This is a genomic window from Streptomyces sp. NRRL F-2664 (assembly GCF_000719345.1).
In the GTDB taxonomy this organism is placed as follows: Bacteria; Actinomycetota; Actinomycetes; order Streptomycetales; family Streptomycetaceae; genus Streptomyces.
The window spans coordinates 58,001-75,572 of the sequence record NZ_JOFX01000020.1 but is presented as its reverse complement, the minus strand read 5'-3'; the positions used below and the strand labels follow the sequence as shown (position 1 = coordinate 75,572).

The window sequence follows — 17,572 nt, the reverse complement described above, 5'->3', positions numbered from 1 at the left end:
CGACCCACGACGGCTTCCGTCCGCGAGGACGGAAGCCGTCGTGCGTTCAGGGCGTGGTGACCGGCGAAGTGGCGGTGGCCGTGCCCGTCGTGGTGCCGGTCTCCGTGGGCGAGGGCGCGGCCGTCTCGGTCGGCTGCTGGGTCGGCGCCCCGGAGGTCGTCGGGGCCGAACTGGGCGTCGGAGCTTGGGAGTTCGGGGGCGTCGCGGAGGGGCGCCGGGAGGGGGTACGGCCGGGCGTGCGTCCGGGGGCCGGGGCGGCGCCCGTGCCGGCGGCCGGGACCGTGGGCTCCTGGGAGGGGGCCGTCCCGGGCGGCTGGGGTGCAGGATCGTTCCCGCCGGTCTGCTGGACCGCGGAGGGCGTCCTGGACGCTTCCGGGGTGGAGGACACGGCGGGGCCCTGCGCGGGCGGCTCGCTGTCGGAGGAGCTCAGCGCGAAGCTCACGACGGTGCCCAGGGCCACCGCGGCCAGTGCCCCCGCGGCGGCCAGCAGGACGAGCTTGCGGCGGCCGGCGTCCCGGGCGGGCGGCGCGGCCGGCACCGGGGCCGGGGTCGCGGCGGCGGGCCCGTGCTGCTTCGGCGCCGTCGGGAAGGCGTCCTCGAACACGGCCGACAGGGTCGTCGGCGGCTGCGCGTCCCGGTCCACCGGCACCACGGGCGTCATCCGCGTGACGGCCTCGGAGGGGACCGGGAGCGGGGGCCGGGCCGGGCCGGCCGGGCCCGTCCCGGCGGCGGGGGTGGTGCGGGCGTCCGGGGTCCTGCGCGAGTCGAGGGATGTGCGGGCGTCCGGGGTCCTGCGCGAGTCGAGGGACGTGCGGGCGTCGAGGGACGTGCGGACGGCCGGGGCTGCGAGCGCGGCCGGGGGCGCCGCCCCGGTGGCGGGGGTCCCCGTGACGGCCTCCGCAGCCCCCTCGGCCTCCGAGGGCGCCGCGGGCGCCTCCAGGCGCAGCGGCGGCGACGCGGCCGCTCCGGCGGCCTCCCGGTCCACGACCAGCGCCAGCGCACGGCGGCCGGCCACGGTGCCGCGCTTGTCCGCCAGGGCGCCCCGCAGCCCGATGGAGGTCTCCAGCTCGGCGCGGGCGCGGTCCAGCCGCCCTTCGCACAGGGCGAGCACGCCCAGCTCGTGGTGGAAGTAGGCCTGCTCGGCGACCTCTCCCGCCTTGCGCGCGGCCTCGGCTCCCGAGCGCAGCACCCGCTCCCAGGCCTCCCAGTGCAGCGAGGCCGCGAAGGCGGGGGCGGCCGTGCGGGCCAGCACCGCCGCGGCGACGACGTCCGCGCCGGCCAGCGCCGCGAGCACCGCGTCCGCCTCGGCCGCCACCCGCTCCGGCACCACGGAGGCGTGGCCGGTCCACCAGGCGTAGTGCCGGGCGGCCGTACGGGCCTCCTCCGACGCGGTGTCGCCGTAGCCGACCTCCTCCAGCTGCCGGGCGACGCCGCCGGCCAGCCGGTAGCGGGCCCCGACACGGGTGAGCAGCCCGCAGTCGAGCAGCTCCGCCACCGCCGTGTCGGCGTGGGTGTCCCCCACGAGCGCCGGCAGGTGGGCGTGGTGCGGCAGCTCGCCGCCGAGCGCACACGCGATCCGCAGGGCCGCCCGCGCGGACTCGCTGACCCGCGAGGCGAGAAGCTCCGCGGGGGCCGCGGCCTCGGCGAGCGTCGGCAGCGGGACCACACCGCTGTCACGGGGGCGCTCCTCGAAGACGCCGGGCTCCTCCTCGTCGTCGTCCTCGTCGCCGCGGTTGAGCTCGTCGCGCTGCCGCAGCATCGCGGCGGCCTGCACGAAGCGCAGCGGCAGCCCTTCGGAGGCGAAGCCCAGGTCGCCCGCCCAGGCGGTCTCCTCGTCCGTCAGCGGCCGTCCCAGGCCCGCTTCGAGGAGTGCGGCGCAGTCGGCCCGGCCGAGGCCGGTGAGGAAGACCTCCTCGACGTGGGAGTCGTCGGAGGGGGCCTTGGTGTCGGGGGTGGCCGCCAGCAGGTAGGCGCATTCGGGGGTCGCCCGCAGCAGCTCGTCGAGGGCGCTCCCGCCCATCTCCAGGTCGTCGAGGAGGACGACGGCTGCGATGTCGCGCACGCGGGCGAGGAGCTCGTCGTGTTCGGGGCGCTCGTGGGGGGCGTCGTAGACGGTGGCGCAGAGGGCGTGGAGCAGCTCGCCGGGCTGCTGGTGCCCGTGGCCGCTGAGCCGGACGAGACCGTCGGGCGCGAGGCCCGCGCAGCGGGCGGCGACCGCGTCGAGCAGCGCGCTGCGCCCGGAACCGGAGGGTCCGGTCAGGCGGACGGACCGGCCGCGGCCCAGGAGCCGGACCAGCCGTTCCAGCTCCTCCTCGCGGCCGAGCAGGGGCCGGGCGGATATCGGGGGGCCCGGCAGGACGGGCGGCTCGGCGGCGGCGTCCAGGGCCGCGCGGCCGGCGGCGTCGCGCTTGGCGGGGCGGCGGCGCTCGGTGCCGGGTCGCAGCGGTTCGATCTCGCTGCCGTCGACGGGGTTGACCGTGAGGGAGAAGTCGCCGGCGGTCAGGGTGACGACCCGTGCGGGGCCGGCGGGCGCCGGCCCCGGCGCGGAGGACGCCCGAGGGGACGCGGGCACGGCGGCGGAGGCGGGGGAAGTGGAGGAAGCGGAGGCGGCGGGTGACGCCGGGCTGCCCGCGCCCTGCTCGTCGCGCCCGGTCTGCCCCTGTGTACGGTCCATGACCCAGTCCCCCGATCGCGGGCCGTGCGCCTCGCCGTCGTACCGCCCGGCCGTCGCGCACCCGCTGTCGCCACGGTCCGGTTTCCGCCCGAACCCTAGACCGTGGCCGGTCGTGCGGGAAACCGTAGGGGCTGGATCACCACCGGACCGTTACTTTCCGCAGGAAATGCGAAGGTCAGCGGCTTGCGGTTCAGACCCGGGGCAGGGACTCCGCTTCCAGGCCGCCCTCGATCGCGAGGATCCGGTGCAGGCGGGTCGCCACCAGCAGCCGCTGCATCTGCGGAGGCACCCCGCGCAGGACGAGGCGTCGTCCCGTCCGGCCGGCCCTCCGGTGCGCCCCCATGATCACGCCGAGGCCGGTCGCGTCCCAGGAGTCGAGCCCGGTGAGGTCGAGCACGAGGTCGCCGTGGCCGTCGTCGAGGGCGGTGTGGAGGGCCGTACGGGCGTCCGCCGCGCTGCGCACGTCGAGGCGGCCCCCGACAGCGAGTTCGGCGTGGTCGCCCCTGATGTGCATGTGTACTCCCGGCAGTACTGCGTACGTATGGCAACTGGTCCGTGGTCGGCAACTCTCACTGCAACTGACTGCCGCGCGGGCAGGGAAGTTGCCGACCGTGAGCGAACCGATACCTAAATCACCCTGACGGGTGAAGGCTTTCGAACGATGGCGCTCAGTGGGGGGACCGCGGTCAGTGCTTGTAGAAGCCCTGGCCGCTCTTGCGGCCGATGTCCCCTGCGTCCACCATGCGGCGCATGAGCTCCGGCGGCGCGAACTTCTCGTCCTGGGACTCGGTGTAGATGTTGCTGGTGGCGTGCAGCAGGATGTCGACGCCCGTGAGGTCGGCGGTGGCCAGCGGGCCCATCGCGTGCCCGAAGCCCAGCTTGCAGGCGATGTCGATGTCCTCGGCGGTGGCGACGCCCGATTCGTACAGCTTCGCGGCCTCGACGACGAGCGCGGAGATCAGACGGGTCGTCACGAATCCGGCGACGTCGCGGTTGACGACGATGCAGGTCTTGCCGACGGACTCGGCGAACGCCCGGGTCGCGGCGAGGGTTTCGTCGCTCGTCTTGTAGCCGCGGACCAGTTCGCACAGCTGCATCATCGGGACGGGCGAGAAGAAGTGCGCGCCGACGACCCGCTCCGGACGCTCCGTCACGGCCGCGATCTTGGTGATCGGGATGGCGGAGGTGTTGGAGGCGAGGATGGCGTCCTCACGCACGATCTTGTCGAGCGCGCGGAAGATCTCGTGCTTGATCTCGATCTTCTCGAAGGCGGCTTCCACGACGATGTCGACGTCGGCGGCCGCGTCCAGGTCGGTGGTCGTCGTGATGCGCGCGAGCGCCGCCTCGGCGTCCTCGGCGGTCAGCCGGCCCTTGGAGACGAACTTGTCGTACGAGGCCTTGATCCCGTCCGTGCCCCGGGTCAGCGCGGCGTCGGTGACATCGCGCAGCACGACCTCCCATCCCGCCTGGGCGGAGACCTGAGCGATCCCGGAACCCATGAGTCCGGCACCGATGACGGCGAGCTTCCCAGCCACTGCACACCCCTCGTTGTTCTCGCATACGGCACGGCTTCGTAGCCACTCCGGCGGAGACTAGCGTCCGGGGGGTGCGGTGTGACCGTGAAGTAACACGCGTCACGTCTCAGATGACGGACATCACACCGGTACGGCCCATGACCGGTGCGCTGCCTCACAGTTCACGCACTGCCACGGGCCGCCACCCGCCCGGCGGGCCCGTCTACCCTGGCCGCATGGTGAACCTCACGCGCATCTACACCCGTACCGGCGACAAGGGCACGACCGCCCTGGGCGACATGAGCCGCACGGCCAAGACGGACCTCCGCATCTCCGCGTACGCGGACGCCAACGAGGCCAACGCGGCCATCGGGACCGCCGTCGCGCTCGGCAGCCTGCCGCCGGAGGTCGTGAAGGTCCTGGTCCGGGTGCAGAACGACCTGTTCGACGTGGGCGCGGACCTGTGCACACCGGTCGTGGAGAACCCGGAGTACCCGCCGCTGCGCGTGGAGCAGTTCTACATCGACAAGCTGGAGGCCGACTGCGACCTCTTCCTGGAGCAGGTGGAGAAGCTGCGCAGCTTCATCCTGCCCGGCGGCGCCCCCGGCGCGGCCCTGCTGCACCAGGCCTGCACGGTGGTCCGGCGCGCCGAGCGGTCGACGTGGGCGGCGCTGGAGGTGCACGGGGAGACGATGAACCCGCTCACCGCCACCTATCTGAACCGCCTCTCCGACCTCCTGTTCATCCTGGCCCGGGTGGCCAACAAGGAGGTCGGGGACGTGCTGTGGGTGCCGGGGGGCGAGCGGTAGGGGCGGCAGGCCCTTCTCACGGGGCCGGCAGGCCCTCCTCACCGGGACTTCGCCAAGGAGGGCCGCTCCTCCTCGGCGGCGGGGGCCTTTTTCGGCCACACGGTGTAGGCGGCGGCGACCAGGGCGTGGATGCCGACAACCCGCAGGGCGCCGGACTGCCACGCCCGCAGCGAGCTGACGTCGCCGGCGTCGCCGACGTACCAGATCGCCCCCTGGAGCAGCGTCAGGGCGACGGCGGCGGCGATCACCGTACGGACCCAGAGCTTCCACTCGTGCCGGGCCCGCTCCTTGCCGTACCCGGCGCCCGCCGGCCTGGGCCCTCCGGCGAACCGGTGCGCGGCGTGCCGGTCGAGCCAGGTGATCGTGTAGTGCCCGTAGGCGACGGTGTAGCCGATGTAGAGCGCGGCGAGACCGTGCTTCCAGTCGGGCGCGGCGCCGTTCTTCAGGTCGATCGTCGTGACGACGAGCAGGACCAGCTCCATCAGCGGCTCGCAGAGCAGGACCGCCGCGCCCAGCCGGGGCTTCCCGGCGAGGTAGCGCAGGGCGAGTCCCGCCGCCAGCAGGACCCAGAAGCCGACCTCACAGGCGATGATCAGCGCGACGATCACGGGATTCTCCCTCCGCTCGGGTGCGTCGTACTCCAAGGCTCCCGGCCGTCGGAGCCCGATGCGTCGTCGCGAGTGACCATGTGCGGCTGCATCCTTCGATGTAGCCGCGGCTCGGCCGCTCCGCCGACGTGCGGCCGCCGCACACCCTGTTGGATGGGACCGTGACCGAGAAGAGCCTGCGCCCCCATCGTGACGACGTCCTCCTCGCGGTGGTCAGCGTGGCCGCGGGCCTCGCCTTCTGGTCGCTCGGCGTGTACAGCAGCCCGGGGCGGGATTTCCTGCCCGCCTGGGCCGCCCTGGTGCCCCTGGTGGTGCTGGGCGCGATGGAGCTGCTGCGCCGCACCGTGCCGCAGGTGACGCTGATCGTCGGCACCGCGGGAGTGGTCGCGGACCAGTTCACCGTCGGCAGCCTCGCCACGGTCGTGATCTTCACCGACCTGATGTACGCCGCCGTCGTGTACGGAAAGCCGGCCATGGCGCGGCGGCTGCCGGTCACCACGGGCCTGATCACCGTCGTCGTCACCATCGCCTCGGTGGCCTGGCTGCGCACCCCGCAGGCCCTGCTGATCGGCGCGATCACCGGCATCGTGAGCTTCGCCCCGGCCCTGACCGGAGCCACCCTGCGCAACCACCGCGAAGCCGCAGAGGCCGCCCGGCTGCGCGCGGAGCAGACGGCGCTGCTGGCCGAGATGGACCGCAGTCAGGCCGTGGCCGCCGAGCGTGCCCGGATGGCCCGGGAGCTGCACGACATGGTGGCCAACCACCTGTCGGCCATCGCCATCCACTCCACCGCCGCGCTCTCCATCGACTCGCCCGCGACCAGCCGCGACGCGCTCGGCGTGATCCGCGAGAACAGCGTGCAGGGGCTGGCCGAAATGCGTCGTCTGATCGGCCTGCTGCGGGACGCCGGCGCCGGACAGGAGGCGGTAGCGGTCCCGTCCCTGGACGGTCTGGACGCCCTGATCAGACAGGCATCGACCAACGGCTCCGCCAGCGGGCTGGCCTTCGTCCTGCACGACGACCGGCCCTCCGGGGAGCCGGCCGCCGCCCCCGTGGAGCTGGCTGCGTACCGGATCGTCCAGGAGTCCTTGACCAATGCCCTCAAGCACGCCGCCCCCGGCACCGTCACGGTCCGCGTGGCGCACGAGAACGGCCTGCTGCACGTGGCGGTGGACTCGCCCTACGGCGACCGCCCCGGGCCCCGCGCCCCGGGCTCGGGGGCCGGGCTGATCGGCATGAGGGAGCGGACGGAACTGCTGGGCGGGCAATTCATGGCGGGCCGGAACGGCACCGTGTGGCGAGTGCGGGCGATGCTGCCCGCCGAGGAGAAGGCGGTGGAGGCATGACCATCCGGGTGGTGGTGGCCGAGGACCAGGCCGCGGTGCGGGCCGGGCTGGTGCTCATCCTGCGCAGCGCGGGCGACATCGAGGTGGCGGGTGAGGCGGCCGACGGGGAGGAGGCGGTGCACCTGGCGCGGGAGCTGCGGCCCGATCTCGTCCTCATGGACGTGCAGATGCCCCGGCTCGACGGGGTGTCCGCGACCCGCCAGGTGGTCGAGGAGGGGCTGGCGGACGTCCTGGTGCTGACCACCTTCGACCTGGACGAGTACGTCTTCGGGGCGCTGCGGGCGGGCGCTGCCGGGTTCCTGCTGAAGAACGCGGACGCGTCGGAGCTGCTGGAGGCGGTGCGGACGGTCGCCCGCGGGGAGGGCCTGATCGCCCCGGCGGTGACCCGGCGGCTGATCGCCGAGTTCGCGGCGCCGCGTCCGGCGCGGACCGCCCCGGCGCCGGAGCGGGCGGCGGCGGTCGCCTCCCTGACGCCCCGCGAGCGCGAGGTGCTGGGCGCTCTGGGCGAGGGCCTGTCGAACGCGGAGATCGCCGAACGGCTGGAAATGGCGGACGCCACGGCGAAGACCCACGTCAGCAGGCTGCTGGGCAAGCTTGAGCTGCGCAGCCGGCTCCAAGCGGCGGTCCTGGCACAGGAGTTGGGGCTCTAGGTCCGGGCGGGGGCCGCACCCCCCGGTACCGGTCTGGACCTCTTGACGGTTGGTCCAGACCTTTCTACGCTCGGGCCACACTGTGGTGAGCGTGCCATGACAAAGCGTGCTCACGGGCGGCGCAGGTCCCACCCCCATGTCGCAGCCGGCCCCACGGCCGCGACGGACCTCCGGAGGAGCACCCTTGAGCACAGCATCCCCACCCCCCACCCGACGCACCCGGTTCTTCACCCGAGTCGCGGCGGTCGTCGCCGTGCTCGCCCTGCCCGTCACCGGGCTCGTGGCCCTGGCCGGTCCGGCCCAGGCGGCCGCCTCGGCGACCGCGACCTACACCAAGGTCTCCGACTGGGGTTCCGGCTTCGAGGGCAAGTGGGTGGTGAAGAACACCGGCACCACCACCCTGAGCAGCTGGACCGTGGAGTGGGACTACCCGGCGGGCACCTCGGTCACCTCCGCCTGGGACGCCACCGTCACCGGTTCCGGGACCCACTGGACGGCCAAGAACGTCGGCTGGAACGGCACCCTCGCCCCCGGCGCCACCGCCAGCTTCGGCTTCAACGGCACCGGATCCGGCGCCCCCACCGGCTGCAGGATCAACGGCGCGTCCTGCGACGGCGGCACCCAGCCCGGCGACGCTCCCCCCACGGCTCCCGGCGCCCCCAGCGCGAGCAACGTCGCCGACACCTCGCTGACCCTGACCTGGACCTCGGCCACCGACGACAAGGGCGTCAAGAACTACGACGTCTACCGGGGCTCCGCCAGGATCGCCACCGTCACCGGCACGAGCTACGCGGACTCCGGCCTGACCAAGGGCACGACGTACACCTACAGCGTCACCGCCCGCGACACCGCCGACCAGACCGGCCCCTCCTCCGGCTCCACCGCGGTCACCACGACCGGCGGGACCGTCCCCCCGGACCCGGGCGACAAGGTCAAGCTCGGCTACTTCACCAACTGGGGCGTCTACGGACGCAACTACCACGTGAAGAACCTGGTCACCTCCGGCACGGCCGGCAGGATCACGCACATCAACTACGCCTTCGGCAACGTCCAGAACGGCCAGTGCACGATCGGTGACGCCTACGCCGACTACGACAAGGCCTACACCGCCGACCAGAGCGTCGACGGCGTCGCCGACACCTGGGACCAGCCGCTGCGCGGCAACTTCAACCAGTTGCGCAAGCTGAAGAAGCAGTTCCCGAACATCAAGGTGCTGTGGTCCTTCGGCGGCTGGACCTGGTCCGGCGGCTTCCCGCAGGCCGCCGCCAACCCGACCGCCTTCGCCCAGTCCTGCTACAACCTGGTCGAGGACCCGCGCTGGGCCGACGTCTTCGACGGCATCGACCTGGACTGGGAGTACCCGAACGCCTGCGGCCTGTCCTGCGACACCAGCGGCCCGGCCGCCTTCAAGAACCTGATGCAGGCCGTGAAGGCCCGGTTCGGTGCGAACAACCTGGTCACCGCGGCCATCACCGCCGACGCCTCGGACGGCGGCAAGATCGACAAGGCGGACTACGCGGGCGCCGCACAGTACACCGACTTCTACAACGTCATGACGTACGACTTCTTCGGCGCGTGGGCGGCCCAGGGACCGACGGCCCCGCACTCCCCGCTCACCTCCTACGCGGGCATCCCGCAGGCCGGCTTCAACTCGGCCGACGCCATCGCCAAGCTCAAGGCCAAGGGCGTGCCCGGTTCGAAGCTCAACCTCGGCATCGGCTTCTACGGGCGCGGCTGGACCGGCGTCACCCAGGCCGCGCCCGGCGGCACCGCCACCGGCCCGGCACCGGGCACGTACGAGCAGGGCATCGAGGACTACAAGGTGCTCAAGAACAGCTGCCCGGCCACCGGCACCGTCGCCGGCACCGCCTACGCCAAGTGCGGCAGCAACTGGTGGAGCTACGACACCCCCGCCACCATCGCCGGGAAGATGGCCTGGGCCAAGCAGCAGGGCCTCAGGGGAGCCTTCTACTGGGAGTTCAGCGGCGACACCGCGGGCGGTGAGCTCGCGAACGCGGTCCACACCGGGCTCCAGTAACGAGACGGAAGCCGGGGAGACGGGTCCGCCCCCGTCCCCCCGGCTTCTCCATGCCCTAGGCCACGTTCACCCGCTGGCCGGGCGGCGCCGCCTCCAGCCAGGCCAGGAAGCCCGTCAGCGCGTCCTCGCTCATCGCCAGCTCCAGGCGCGTCCCCCGGTGGAGACAGCCGAGCACGACGGCGTCGGAGAGCAGCGCCAGCTCCTCCTCGCCCTCCGGGGCGCGGCGCGCCAGGACCTCGATGGAGGACCGCTCCAGCAGCCGGCGCGGACGCGGCGAGTACGAGAACACCCGGAACCAGTCGATCCGGTCACCGCTGTAGCGCGCGACCCCGTACACCCAGCCCTTGCCGGAGACGTCGGGCTCCTCGGCCACGCCCCAGCGCATGCTGCAGTCGAAGGTCCCGCCGGACCGCTGGATCAGTCTGCGGCGCAGTCCGAAGACGAAGAGCCCGATCACCACCAGGGCTACGACCAGGCCGCTCACAAGCAGAGCGAGGAGCATCTTCACCGACCTCCTCGCTCATCGAATACGCATGAGAAAAAACGGACCTGCATCGCCTCAGCCGCGACCCGGTCTGGAAGATTCCAGAACGGACCGCGGCTGAGGTCTGCCGGGGCCCGGAGGTCGCCCTCCGGGGCCCAGCGGTTGAAACTCCGACGGGCGATCAGCCCGTTACGGCGCGCAGCCGGACATCCGCACGACGCTCGGCGGCCGCGTCGGCCTCCGCCTTCGCGCGCTCCAGTGCCCGCTCCGCACGCTGGACATCGATCTCGTCCGCGAGCTCGGCGATCTCGGCCAGCAGGGACAGCTTGTTGTCCGCGAACGAGATGAATCCGCCGTGCACCGCGGCGATGACAGTGTTGCCCTCGCTCGTGCGGATGGTCACCGGGCCCGATTCCAGCACACCGAGAAGCGGCTGGTGACCGGGCATGACGCCGATGTCGCCGGACGTGGTGCGGGCGACAACAAGGGTGGCCTCGCCGGACCAGACATTGCGGTCCGCCGCGACCAGCTCGACGTGCAGCTCAGCAGCCAAGGTGGCTCCTCGGGTCACCACCCGGCGGGTCTGCCGGGTGTTGGGTCAAATTCTAATGGGCGTGGGGAGAGGGACGGGACACACCCGCCCCTCTCCGACGAAACCTGCGAACCGGAAGCGCTCCTCGCGGAGCGCGCCGGATCAGGAGACGCCCAGCTCCTTGGCGTTGGCCTTCAGGTCCTCGATGCCACCGCACATAAAGAACGCCTGCTCGGGGAAGTGGTCGTACTCACCGTCGCAGATCGCGTTGAACGCGGTGATCGACTCGTCGAGCGGAACGTCCGAACCGTCCACGCCGGTGAACTGCTTGGCGACGTGGGTGTTCTGCGACAGGAAGCGCTCGACACGGCGGGCACGGTGGACAACGAGCTTGTCCTCCTCGCCCAGCTCGTCGATACCGAGGATCGCGATGATGTCCTGGAGGTCCTTGTACTTCTGCAGGATCCCCTTGACACGCATGGCGGCCGCGTAGTGGTCCGCCGCGATGTACCGCGGGTCGAGGATGCGGGACGTGGAGTCCAGCGGGTCCACGGCCGGGTAGATGCCCTTCTCGGAGATCGGACGGGAGAGAACCGTCGTCGCGTCGAGGTGGGCGAAGGTGGTCGCCGGCGCCGGGTCGGTCAGGTCGTCCGCGGGGACGTAGATCGCCTGCATCGAGGTGATCGAGTGACCGCGGGTCGAGGTGATGCGCTCCTGCAGGAGACCCATCTCGTCGGCCAGGTTCGGCTGGTAACCCACCGCGGAGGGCATACGGCCGAGCAGGGTCGACACCTCGGAACCGGCCTGGGTGTACCGGAAGATGTTGTCGATGAAGAAGAGCACGTCCTGCTTCTGCACATCGCGGAAGTACTCCGCCATGGTCAGACCGGCCAGGGCGACGCGCAGACGGGTGCCCGGGGGCTCGTCCATCTGGCCGAAGACGAGCGCCGTCTTGTCGATGACGCCGGAGTCGCCCATCTCCTCGATGAGGTCGTTGCCCTCACGGGTACGCTCACCGACGCCCGCGAAGACCGACACACCGTCGTGGTTGTTGGCGACGCGGTAGATCATTTCCTGGATCAGAACGGTCTTGCCGACACCGGCACCACCGAACAGACCGATCTTTCCACCCTTGACGTACGGGGTGAGAAGGTCGATGACCTTGACGCCGGTCTCGAACATCTCGGTCTTCGACTCGAGCTCGTCGAACGAAGGCGCCTTGCGGTGGATCGGCCAGCGCTCGGTGACCTCGGCGTTCGCCTCGGGGTAGTTCAGCACCTCACCCAGGGTGTTGAACACCTTGCCCTTGGTGAAGTCACCGACGGGGACGGTGATGCCCTCGCCCGTGTCGGTCACCGGGGCCTGGCGGACCAGGCCGTCGGTGGGCTGCATGGAGATGGTGCGGACCAGGCCGTCACCCAGGTGCTGGGCGACCTCGAGGGTCAGCGTCTTGAGCGCGCCGTCCTCGGCCGGGTCGGCGACCTGGACCTTCAGCGCGTTGTAGATCTCGGGCATCGCGTCGACGGGGAACTCCACGTCGACGACCGGGCCGATGACCCGGGCGATGCGGCCCGTGGCAGCGGCCGTCTCAACAGAGGTCGTCATTACTTGTCACTCCCCGCGGTCGCGTCGGCCATGGCGCTGGCGCCACCGACGATCTCGCTGATTTCCTGGGTGATTTCGGCCTGGCGGGCCGCGTTGGCAAGTCGGGAGAGGCTCTTGATGAGGTCTCCGGCGTTGTCGGTGGCCGACTTCATCGCGCGGCGGCGGGCGGCGTGCTCGGAAGCGGCCGACTGCAGCAGTGCGTTGTAGATCCGGCTCTCGACGTAGCGCGGCAGAAGGGCGTCGAGGACGTCCTCCGCCGACGGCTCGAACTCGAACAGCGGAAGGATCTCGCCCTTCGCACCGTCCTCCTCCGCAGCCTTCTCGAGGCTGAGCGGCAGCATCCGGCCGTCCACCGCGTTCTGCGTCATCATCGACACGAATTCCGTGTAGACGATGTGCAGCTCGTCGACGCCGCCCTCGGCCGTTTCCAGCTGGATGGCCTCGATCAGCGGCTCGGCGACGCGCTTGGCGTCGGCGTAGGCCGGGCTGTCGGTGAAGCCGGTCCACGAGTCCGTGACCTTGCGCTCACGGAAGCCGTAGTAGGCGACACCCTTGCGGCCGACGATGTAGCTGTCGACCTCCTTGCCCTCGGCGCGCAGCCGCTCGCTGAGCCGCTCCGCCTGCTTGATGGCGTTCGAGGAGTAGCCGCCGGCCAGACCGCGGTCGCTCGTGATGAGCAGGACCGCGGCGCGGGTCGGCGCCTCGACCTCGGTGGTCAGGGCGTGCTTGGTGTTCGAACCGGTCGCCACCGCGGTCACCGCACGGGTGAGCTCGGTCGCGTACGGCATCGACGCCGCCACCTTGCGCTGCGCCTTGACGATGCGCGAGGCGGCGATCATCTCCATCGCCTTGGTGATCTTCTTGGTCGCCGTGATGGCACGGATGCGACGCTTGTAGACCCGGAGCTGCGCTCCCATGAGTCAGGTCCCTTCCGTCGTCACTTGGAGACGTTGACGGCCGGCACGTCCTCGCCCAGGAGCTTGCCGTCCGAGGTCTCGAACTGGCGCTTGAAGGCCGCGATGGCGTCAGCGATCGAGCCGAGGGTGTCGTCCGACATCTTGCCGCCGTCGGCGATGGAGGTCAGGAGGTCCTTGCGCTCGCGGCGCAGGTACTCCAGCAGCTCCGACTCGAAGCGACGGATGTCGGCGACCGGGACGTCGTCCATCTTGCCGGTGGTGCCGGCCCAGACGGAGACGACCTGCTCCTCGACGGGCATGGGCTGGTACTGGCCCTGCTTGAGCAGCTCGACCATGCGCTTGCCGCGCTCCAGCGAGGCCTTCGACGCGGCGTCCAGGTCGGAACCGAAGGCGGCGAACGCCTCCAGCTCGCGGTACTGGGCCAGGTCGACGCGCAGACGACCCGAAACCTGCTTCATGGCCTTGTGCTGGGCGGAGCCACCGACGCGGGAGACCGAGATACCGACGTTCAGCGCCGGGCGCTGGCCCGCGTTGAACAGGTCGGACTCCAGGAAGCACTGGCCGTCGGTGATGGAGATGACGTTGGTCGGGATGAACGCCGACACGTCGTTCGCCTTGGTCTCGACGATCGGCAGACCGGTCATCGAACCGGCGCCCATCTCGTCGGACAGCTTCGCGCAGCGCTCCAGCAGACGGGAGTGCAGGTAGAAGACGTCACCCGGGTAGGCCTCACGGCCCGGCGGGCGGCGCAGCAGCAGCGACACGGCGCGGTAGGCGTCGGCCTGCTTCGACAGGTCGTCGAAGATGATCAGGACGTGCTTGCCGGCGTACATCCAGTGCTGGCCGATGGCGGAACCGGTGTACGGCGCCAGGTACTTGAAGCCGGCCGGGTCGGACGCCGGGGCGGCGACGATCGTCGTGTACTCGAGCGCGCCGGCCTCTTCCAGGGCGCCGCGGACGGACGCGATGGTCGAGCCCTTCTGGCCGATGGCGACGTAGATGCAGCGGACCTGCTTGTTCACGTCGCCGGAGCGCCAGTTGTCGCGCTGGTTGATGATCGTGTCGACGGCCAGAGCGGTCTTGCCGGTCTGACGGTCACCAATGATCAGCTGACGCTGGCCACGGCCGATCGGCACCATCGCGTCGACGGCCTTGTAGCCGGTCTGCATGGGCTCGTGCACCGACTTACGGACCATGACGCCCGGGGCCTGCAGCTCGAGGGCGCGGCGGCCTTCGGTCGCGATCTCGCCGAGGCCGTCGATCGGGTTGCCGAGCGGGTCGACAACGCGGCCGAGGTAGCCCTCGCCGACACCTACGGAGAGAACCTCACCGGTGCGCTGCACCGGCTGGCCCTCCTCGATACCGCTGAACTCGCCGAGGACGATCGCACCGATCTCGCGCTCCTCGAGGTTGAGGGCGAGACCGAGGGTGCCGTCCTCGAACTTCAGCAGCTCGTTCGCCATGGCGGAGGGCAGGCCCTCCACCTTCGCGATGCCGTCGCCGGCAACGCTGACCGTTCCGACCTCCTCGCGCGAGGCCGCGTCCGGCTGGTACGACTGGACAAAGTTCTCCAGTGCGTCCCGGATCTCCTCCGGCCGGATCGTGAGCTCCGCCATCTGGGTTCCCTGCTCTCCTTGTTGGGCCTGAAGCTTCTTAGGGGTCTGGGGGCGACCCCCAGGAATCTTCTGCAAGTTCTGCACGGCCCAACCGGGCCGCTAGGAATGCTTTGTACTTGTGGTGGCTGGTCAGCCGGCCATGCGGCGGGACGCCTCGGCGAGACGCTCCGCAATGGTGCCGTCGATGACCTCGTCGCCGACTCGCACCGAGATCCCGCCGAGGACCTCGGGGTCCACGTCGAGGTTCAGGTGCATCTGACGGCCGTACAGCTTGGCCAGCACCGCGCCGAGACGCTGCTTCTGCACGTCGCTGAGCGGAACCGCGCTGGTCACGGTGGCGACCATGCGGTCACGGCGCTCGGCGGCGAGCTTGGAAAGGGACTCCAGTCCCGCTTCCAGGCTACGTCCACGCGGGTGCGTGACAAGACGGGTCACCAGGCGCTCGGTGGCGGCGTTCACCTTGCCGCCGAGCAGGCTGCGCAGCAGCTGGCTCTTGGCGGCGGCGGTCGCCGCGCGGTCGGTCAGCGCGGCACGCAGCTCGGTGTTCGAGGACACGATCCGGCCGAAGCGGAAGATCTCGTCCTCGACGTTGTCGAGTGCGCCGGCCTGCTGGGCCGCCGTGAGGTCGGCGGTGGCCGCCAGCTCCTCCAGCGAGTCCACCAGGTCGCGGGACTGCGACCAGCGGGACCGGGCCATGCCGGACACCAGGTCGAGGGTCTCCCCGCCGACCTGACCGCCGAGCAGCCGAGCGACGAGCTCGGCCCTGGCCTCGCCGGCCTGCGCCGGGTCCGTGATGACCCGACGCAGCGAGACCTCACGGTCGAGCAGCGCGGTGACAGCGGCCAGCTCACCGGCGAGCTTCGCCGCGTCGACGGACGTGCTGTCCGTCAGCGCGTCGAGACGCTCGCGCGCGGAGGCCAGCGCCTCGCGGCTCGCTCCGTTCATCGGGCCGCCTCGGCCTTCTCCTCAAGCTCGCTGAGGAAGCGGTCGATGGTGCGGCTCTGCCGGGCGTGGTCCTCAAGGGACTCACCGACGAGCTTGCCGGCCAGGTCGGTGGCGAGCTTGCCCACGTCCTGGCGCAGCGCCTGAGAGGCGGCCTTGCGGTCTGCCGCGATCTGGGCGTGACCGGCAGCGATGATCTCCTCACGCTGCCGCTGGCCCTCTGCGCGCAGTTCTTCCTTCAGCGCAGTGCCCTGCTCCAGCGCTTCCTGGCGCAGGCGCGCGGCCTCGTGCCGGGCCTCGGCGAGCTGGGCCTTGTACTGCTCCAGGACGCTCTGGGCCTCGGTCTGAGCGGCTTCCGCCTTCTCGATACCGCCCTCGATGGCCTCACGGCGCTCATCCAGAACCTTGTTGATGTTCGGGAGGAGCTTCTTCGCGAGGAAACCGAAGACGATGACGAAGGCGATCAGACCGATGACGAGCTCGGGGAGCGGCGGGATGAGAGGACTCTGAACTTCCTCGGCCGCGAGAACCATGAGGTTCACATCAGTGCCTTTCGTCTAGTGGACTGGTCGTGAGTCCGAAGATCACGGACCGTAGACGAACGGCATGACCAGACCGATGAGGGCGAGCGCCTCACAGAAGGCGAAGCCGAGGATCTGGTTGGCGCGGATCAGACCGGCCGCCTCGGGCTGACGAGCAAGAGCCTGGGTGCCGTTACCGAAGATGATGCCGACGCCGACGCCGGGGCCGATGGCGGCGAGGCCGTAACCGATGGAGCCGAGGGAGCCGGTGACGGCAGCAAGGGTCTGGGACATGCCAGTTCTTCCTTCTCTTTCACGGACCGGTGGGGGTTGGCCACCGGACGACTAAGGGTTCAGGGGGTTGGTCAGTGGTGCTCGGCGAGCGCGCCCTGAATGAAGCTGCAGGCCAGGAGGACGAAGACGTACGCCTGGACGGCCTGGATGAAGAGCTCGAAGGCGGTCATCACGATGACCATGACGAACGAGACGCCGGCGTAGGCGATGCCGATCCCGTTCAGCAGGTACCAGCTGGCGATCGTGAAGAGCAGCAGCAGGGTGTGACCGGCGAACATGTTCGCGAACAGTCGGACCGCGTGGGTGAAGGGGCGGACCAGGACGTTCGAGAAGAACTCGATGACCATGACCATCGGGAGAACCGGGCCGAGCGACTTGTCGTAGCCGGTCAGGTTCTTGAAGCCGCCGACGAAGCCGTGACGCTTGAAGGTCACGCTCATCCAGATCACGTACACGATGGCCGCGAGGGCCGCGGGGTACGCGATGATCGCGGTCACCGGGAACTGGGCCAGCGGGATGATGGACCAGAGGTTCATCATCCAGACGAAGAAGAAGATCGAGACCATCAGGGGGACGTACTTCTCGCCCTCCTTCTTGCCCAGCGTCTCGTAGACGATGCCGCGGCGCACGAAGTCGTAGCCGGCCTCGGCGACCATCTGCAGCTTGCCCGGAACGACCTTCGGCTTCCGGAACGCGGCCCAGAAGAAGCCGACGATGACGATCGAGCCCAGCAGGGCCAGGAGCATCGTCTTGTTGAAGTACAGGCTGCTGTCCGCGTCACCGAAGATCGGCTCGAACAGGAACGAGTGCAGGCCGGGAGCCGGGAAACCACAACCGTCGAAGATGTGGCAGTCGGTCTCGAAGGCGAGCACCGTCGTCGGGTCAGCACTCACCGCGGGCTCCTTCAGCGTGGCGCATAGGTACGGCAACCTCGTTGTGTCGGCGCGGCGCACAGCCGCTGTTCGGCACTGGACTGGTGTTACGGATGATGGGGCGGCGATCAGGCATCGAGCCTCGCGATG

At 70.8% G+C, this 17,572-nt stretch carries 17 protein-coding genes; 4 read left to right on the top strand and 13 right to left on the bottom strand.

What is annotated here, in order from left to right:
- Window positions 1-46 precede the first annotated feature (46 nt).
- From IF89_RS0118690 to IF89_RS0118680, 3 genes are all read right to left on the bottom strand, one after another.
- The gene (locus tag IF89_RS0118690) at window positions 47-2,674 is read right to left on the bottom strand and encodes an ATP-binding protein (RefSeq protein ID WP_051807238.1); all 2,628 of its coding nucleotides are present in this window, start codon (window positions 2,672-2,674) and stop codon (window positions 47-49) included.
- 190 nt (window positions 2,675-2,864) lie between these two features.
- Window positions 2,865-3,188, bottom strand: coding sequence for an STAS domain-containing protein (locus IF89_RS0118685; protein WP_030153791.1), 324 nt, complete (start codon window positions 3,186-3,188; stop codon window positions 2,865-2,867).
- A 172-nt stretch (window positions 3,189-3,360) separates the two neighbouring features.
- Entirely contained in the window at window positions 3,361-4,209 is an 849-nt protein-coding gene (locus IF89_RS0118680) for a 3-hydroxyacyl-CoA dehydrogenase family protein (RefSeq protein ID WP_030768929.1), read from the bottom strand.
- 215 nt (window positions 4,210-4,424) lie between these two features.
- On the opposite strand from IF89_RS0118680, the gene IF89_RS0118675 reads away from it, so the two are divergent.
- Entirely contained in the window at window positions 4,425-4,997 is a 573-nt protein-coding gene (locus tag IF89_RS0118675; protein ID WP_030768926.1) for a cob(I)yrinic acid a,c-diamide adenosyltransferase, read from the top strand.
- A 38-nt stretch (window positions 4,998-5,035) separates the two neighbouring features.
- Here the strand turns inward: IF89_RS0118675 and IF89_RS0118670 are convergent, their stop codons facing one another.
- Window positions 5,036-5,605, bottom strand: a complete 570-nt coding sequence (locus tag IF89_RS0118670; RefSeq protein ID WP_043194112.1) for a hypothetical protein — start codon at window positions 5,603-5,605, stop codon at window positions 5,036-5,038.
- A 161-nt stretch (window positions 5,606-5,766) separates the two neighbouring features.
- Here IF89_RS0118670 and IF89_RS0118665 point away from each other — a divergent pair, with 161 nt between their 5' ends.
- The 3 genes from IF89_RS0118665 to IF89_RS0118655 all read left to right on the top strand — a co-directional run bounded on the left by IF89_RS0118665 (window position 5,767) and on the right by IF89_RS0118655 (window position 9,639).
- Window positions 5,767-6,951: a sensor histidine kinase gene (locus tag IF89_RS0118665; protein ID WP_043194111.1), complete on the top strand. Its 1,185-nt coding sequence runs from the start codon at window positions 5,767-5,769 to the stop codon at window positions 6,949-6,951.
- A complete protein-coding gene (locus tag IF89_RS0118660; RefSeq protein WP_030768919.1) occupies window positions 6,948-7,601 on the top strand; it encodes a response regulator in 654 nt (217 codons plus the stop codon). Before IF89_RS0118665 ends, IF89_RS0118660 begins: the two co-directional genes overlap by 4 nt.
- Window positions 7,602-7,737: 136 nt before the next feature.
- Window positions 7,738-9,639 (top strand): glycoside hydrolase family 18 chitinase, encoded by a 1,902-nt coding sequence (locus IF89_RS0118655; protein ID WP_078628389.1) that lies wholly within the window; start codon window positions 7,738-7,740, stop codon window positions 9,637-9,639.
- 55 nt (window positions 9,640-9,694) lie between these two features.
- On the opposite strand, the gene IF89_RS0118650 is transcribed toward IF89_RS0118655, so the two are convergent.
- From IF89_RS0118650 to atpB, 9 genes are all read right to left on the bottom strand, one after another.
- The gene (locus IF89_RS0118650) at window positions 9,695-10,141 is read right to left on the bottom strand and encodes a DUF2550 domain-containing protein (protein WP_030768915.1); all 447 of its coding nucleotides are present in this window, start codon (window positions 10,139-10,141) and stop codon (window positions 9,695-9,697) included.
- Between the two features lie 163 nt (window positions 10,142-10,304).
- Window positions 10,305-10,676: a F0F1 ATP synthase subunit epsilon gene (locus IF89_RS0118645; RefSeq protein ID WP_030027381.1), complete on the bottom strand. Its 372-nt coding sequence runs from the start codon at window positions 10,674-10,676 to the stop codon at window positions 10,305-10,307.
- Window positions 10,677-10,817: 141 nt separating this feature from the next.
- The gene (gene atpD / locus IF89_RS0118640; protein WP_030768913.1) at window positions 10,818-12,260 is read right to left on the bottom strand and encodes a F0F1 ATP synthase subunit beta; all 1,443 of its coding nucleotides are present in this window, start codon (window positions 12,258-12,260) and stop codon (window positions 10,818-10,820) included.
- Window positions 12,260-13,177 carry a F0F1 ATP synthase subunit gamma gene (locus IF89_RS0118635; RefSeq protein ID WP_030768911.1) on the bottom strand — a complete coding sequence of 306 codons (918 nt, stop codon included), beginning with the start codon at window positions 13,175-13,177 and terminating at the stop codon, window positions 12,260-12,262. The genes atpD and IF89_RS0118635 overlap by 1 nt, the downstream gene beginning before the upstream one ends.
- A gap of 20 nt (window positions 13,178-13,197) precedes the next feature.
- Window positions 13,198-14,793 (bottom strand): F0F1 ATP synthase subunit alpha, encoded by a 1,596-nt coding sequence (atpA, locus tag IF89_RS0118630; RefSeq protein WP_030768909.1) that lies wholly within the window; start codon window positions 14,791-14,793, stop codon window positions 13,198-13,200.
- 129 nt (window positions 14,794-14,922) lie between these two features.
- Window positions 14,923-15,738: a F0F1 ATP synthase subunit delta gene (locus IF89_RS0118625; protein WP_030768906.1), complete on the bottom strand. Its 816-nt coding sequence runs from the start codon at window positions 15,736-15,738 to the stop codon at window positions 14,923-14,925.
- On the bottom strand, window positions 15,735-16,268 hold the full coding sequence (locus IF89_RS0118620) for a F0F1 ATP synthase subunit B (protein ID WP_030768904.1): 534 nt from the start codon (window positions 16,266-16,268) through the stop codon (window positions 15,735-15,737). Before IF89_RS0118620 ends, IF89_RS0118625 begins: the two co-directional genes overlap by 4 nt.
- Window positions 16,269-16,319: 51 nt before the next feature.
- Window positions 16,320-16,550, bottom strand: coding sequence for an ATP synthase F0 subunit C (gene atpE / locus IF89_RS0118615; protein ID WP_030768902.1), 231 nt, complete (start codon window positions 16,548-16,550; stop codon window positions 16,320-16,322).
- A gap of 71 nt (window positions 16,551-16,621) precedes the next feature.
- A complete protein-coding gene (gene atpB / locus IF89_RS0118610; RefSeq protein WP_078096321.1) occupies window positions 16,622-17,458 on the bottom strand; it encodes a F0F1 ATP synthase subunit A in 837 nt (278 codons plus the stop codon).
- Between the last annotated feature and the right edge of the window lie 114 nt (window positions 17,459-17,572).